Origin of the sequence: Kitasatospora sp. NPDC059817 (genome assembly GCF_042731835.1) — a bacterium.
In the GTDB taxonomy this organism is placed as follows: Bacteria; Actinomycetota; Actinomycetes; order Streptomycetales; family Streptomycetaceae; genus Kitasatospora.
In genome coordinates this window covers 77523-81367 of sequence record NZ_JBHWIR010000008.1, presented here as the reverse complement: position 1 = coordinate 81367, position 3845 = coordinate 77523, and the positions used below count along the sequence as shown (strand labels likewise).

Genomic DNA, 3845 nt, shown 5'->3' with positions numbered 1-3845 from the left:
CCGCCCGCGCCGCCCGCGCCGCCGGCGCCGGCCCCAGCCCCGGCTCCGCCGAGGCCGCCGTCGACTGGGCCGCCGAAGCCCGGCTCGCCCACCCCGTCCAGCAGTCCTGGAGCCCGGCGCCCAGCCGCGCCGAACCCGCCGAGATCCTGCTCACCGGCGCCACCGGCTTCTGCGGCGCCCACCTGCTGCACGCCCTGCTCGCCACCACCCGGGCCCGGATCCACTGCCTGGTCCGCGCCCCCGACGAGGAGCACGCGCTGGAACGCCTGCGCGCCGCCCAGCAGCGCTTCCTGCGGCACGACCTCACCGACACCCGGGTGGTGCCGCTGGTCGGCGACCTCGCCGCACCCCGACTCGGGCTGACGCAGCGTCAGTTCGACGGGCTGGCCGGGACTTTGGACGCCGTCCACCACCTCGGCGGGCAGGTCAACTTCCTCTACCCGTACCACCAGCTGCGCGCGCCCAACGTCGGCGGCACCCGCGAGATCATCCGCCTCGCCGGGCACAGCCGGGGCGTGCCCGTGCACTACCTGTCCACCCTCGCCGTGCTGGCCGGCTTCGGCGCGGCCGGCGTCCGCGAGGTCACCGAACGGACCCCGCTCGCCCACCCCGACCGGCTCGGCGTCGGCTACGTCGAGAGCAAGTGGGTCGCCGAACAACTGCTGCACGAGGCGGCCGCCGCCGGGCTCCCGGTCACCGTGCTGCGCACCAACGACGTCACCGGGGACCTCGCCACCGGCGTGATGAACACCGGCACCGAGATCTGCGCGCTCATCGCGTACCTGGCGGACAGCGGCACCTGCCCGGACGTGCTGCTGCCGCTCGACTTCGTCCCGGCCGACCGCTTCGCGCGCGCCGTCGCCCACATCGCCGCCCACGCCCCCGCCGACGGCGAGGTCTACCACCTCACCTCGCCGCGCCCCGCCGACCTCGCCGACCTCGCCGAACGGCTCCGGGCCCGAGGCCACCCGATCGCCGAACTCCCGTACGGTGACTGGGTGCAGGGCCTGGTCCGGTTCGCCGCCGGGCACCCCGCCCACCCCGTCACGCCGTTCGTCCCGCTGTTCGTCGACCGCGCCCCCGGATCGGCGCTGTCGATCAGCGAGCTGTACTTCCGGCCCGTCTTCCCGCTGTTCGACCGCGCCAACACCAATGCCGCGCTCGCCGGCAGCGGGATCGACCTGCCCGCCGTCGACGCCGGCCTGCTCGACCACTACCTGGACCGGCTGGCGGCGGAGGGCTTCCTCGGGCCGCCGGCATGAGCCCCTTCGATGGGCTGGACGTCCAACGCGGGCCCGGGGACGGGCCGGTGGCGTTCGGCGCCGGTCTCGGCGCGCCGGACCTGCTGGCGGCGTACCGCCGCGGCCTGTTCCCGATGCCCGCGGCGGACGAGTACGCCGGCGCCTACAACGAGGCGCGCTACGAACAGGCCGTCGAGGCGGGCGAGGTGGTGCTGCTGCCCGGCGGGGACGACCCGTACGCGCTGGCCTGGTGGTCGCCCGACCCCCGGCCCGTCCTGCCGCCCGACGGCGTCCGGCTCGGCAGCCGCCTCGCCCGGCGGCTGCGCCACCGGCCGCAGTGGTGGACCAGCGCCGACCGGGCCTTCGGCGAGGTGCTGGCCCGCTGTGCCGAGGACCGCCAACCAGCCTGGCTGACAGCGGAGTTACGGGCCGCACTGGAGCAGCTGCATGTGCTCGGGGCCGCCCACAGCGGCGAGGTGTGGGAGGGCGAGGAGCTGATCGGCGGGGTGTTCGGCGTCGCCGCCGGGCCCGTCCTCAGCCTCGACTCGATGTTCCACCGCCGCCCCGACGCCGCCCGCGTCGCCGTCGCCGACCTCGGGGCGCGCTTCGGCGCGGCCGGCGGGCGGCTGCTCGACGCCCAGTGGGACAGTCCGCACATCCGCAGTCTCGGCGCCGAGCCGGTACCCCGCTCCCGGTACCTGGCCGAGCTGGCGGCGGACGCCGTGGTGGGCCCGCTGCCGGGAGCTCCGCTGCCCGTGGCCCGGCTGGTCTGACCTGCGCCTTTTACCCTGCTTGGCCTGTCTTCGACAAACTTATTCCCCGTCAGTAACATGACGCCGCGTGTTCAAAAGCTCCATAGGCAGGGCCCTCGGCCCCGCCCTCCTCACCCTCGCCCTCGCCGGGGTCGCCGCCTGCGGGCCGACCACCTCCGGCACTCCGCAGGCCGCCGCCGGCACCACCGAAGCGGCCGTCACCACCGGCACGACCACGACCACGACCACGGCCGCCGCCGGCGGCCAGGCCCCGACGGCCCCGGCCGCCGGCACCCCCCGCGCCCGGGCCGCCGCCGCCCCGACCACCGCGGCCGCCACCGCACGGCAGACCGGTGCCGCCGGCGCCGCCGGTGCGCCGGTCACCGCCGCCCCGGCCGGCGACCGGCAGGCCGCCGTCGCCGCCCCCGCCAAGGACGGCGGCGCGGCCACCCCCGCCGGGCAGAACCTCCAGCTCACCGCTTACGACCCGGCGGGCGGCACGGCCGTCCTCTCGGCGCCACCGGCCGCCGGGCCCACCGCGACCGCTGGCGCGACGCCGACCCCCGCCCCCGCCGTCCAGCCCGGGCAGCTCATCGCCAGCCCGCCCACCGCCGCCGCGCCCCAGGGCGCGCTGGTCGCCGTCACCGGCGTCCGCCCCGGCGCGGGCGCCAGCCTCAACCTGACCACCCGCCCCGCCACCCTCGCCGAACTCCTCGGCGGCACCGAGGCCGACGGCCAGGTGCCCGTCGACCCGCACGGCATCACCGTCACCCCGCTGGTCAAGGACCTCAAGGCCGTCGTCGGTGCGGACGGCGGCGGCGTGAAGGCCGACGCCTCCGGCACCCTGGAGGTCGACGTCAAGGCCCCCGTCCCGCTGCCCGACGGCGCGAGCGTGGACGCCTCCGGCTCCCTCCAGCTGCACCCGGCCGTCCACTTCGCCTACCACGGCGCCGCCGCCGGCAGCCCGCGCACGGCCTCCATCGGCTTCGACCTCGGCGCCCACGCCCAGTGGAAGGTCACCGGCGACGTCGCGCGCAGCACCGGCGCCGCGCCCGTCCGGCTGCCCTTCGCCACGTTGCAGGCCAGCCCGGTGCTCACCGTCGCCGGACTGCCCGTCGTGGTCAACCTGAAGCTCACCTGCTACCTGGAGGTCAGCGCCGACGGCCAGGTCCACCTGGAGGCCGAACAGGAGGCCACCGGCACCTGGGCCGTCCGCGCCGACTACACCGGCGGCAAGGGCTGGACCCCGACCACCGACGCCGACACCAAGGTCTCCCCGATCCGGGTGCGCCTCACCGGCAAGGCCGGCGTGCGGGCCGCGCTCGGCGCCGAGGTCTCCGTCGGCCTCTACGACACCGTCGGCGTCCAGACCACCGTCGCCCCCTACCTGCGGGCCCAGGCCGAGGGCTCGCTGACCGCCGACTCCTCCGGCAACCCGCCGCAGGCCCAAGGGAGTTGGTCGCTGGTCGGCGGCGTCGACCTGACCGGCTCGCTGCTCGCCCACCTCAAGGTCTTCGGCACCCCGGTCATCGAGGGCACGTACCCGCTGCCGCCGTTCCACCGCGAATGGCCCCTGGCGGCGGGCTCCGCGGCCCTGCCGTCCCCGCGCCCGAGCAGCTGACCCGGGCGCGCCCCGGGCTCGGGGTCCGGTTACTGCTCGGGCGGTACGCCGGGCAGCGGGGCCACTGCTCCCGACGTACTTCTGACGTACCGACAGTTCGTGTCCCAGGGCGATGATCCGGTGCCGGGTGCGCTGGAAGGCTGACGCGGGGGGGGGGGGGGGGGGGCGGCCCCGCGCGCGGCGCCCCCACACACCCCCCCCCGCCCCCCCCACCCCCACCCCCACCGCGCC

At 77.1% G+C, this 3845-nt stretch carries 3 protein-coding genes; all 3 read left to right on the top strand.

What is annotated here, in order from left to right; all coding sequences use genetic code 11:
* Positions 1–1262: thioester reductase domain-containing protein (locus tag ACFV61_RS03280; RefSeq protein ID WP_380489817.1), on the top strand; the 1262-nt coding region annotated here is incomplete at its 5' end.
* Complete coding sequence (locus ACFV61_RS03275; RefSeq protein ID WP_380489815.1) at positions 1259–2014, top strand: leucyl/phenylalanyl-tRNA--protein transferase; 756 nt, start codon at positions 1259–1261, stop codon at positions 2012–2014. The genes ACFV61_RS03280 and ACFV61_RS03275, both read left to right, overlap by 4 nt.
* A 67-nt stretch (positions 2015–2081) precedes the next feature.
* Positions 2082–3614: a hypothetical protein gene (locus ACFV61_RS03270; protein WP_380489813.1), complete on the top strand. Its 1533-nt coding sequence runs from the start codon at positions 2082–2084 to the stop codon at positions 3612–3614.
* The last annotated feature ends 231 nt before the right edge of the window (positions 3615–3845 follow it).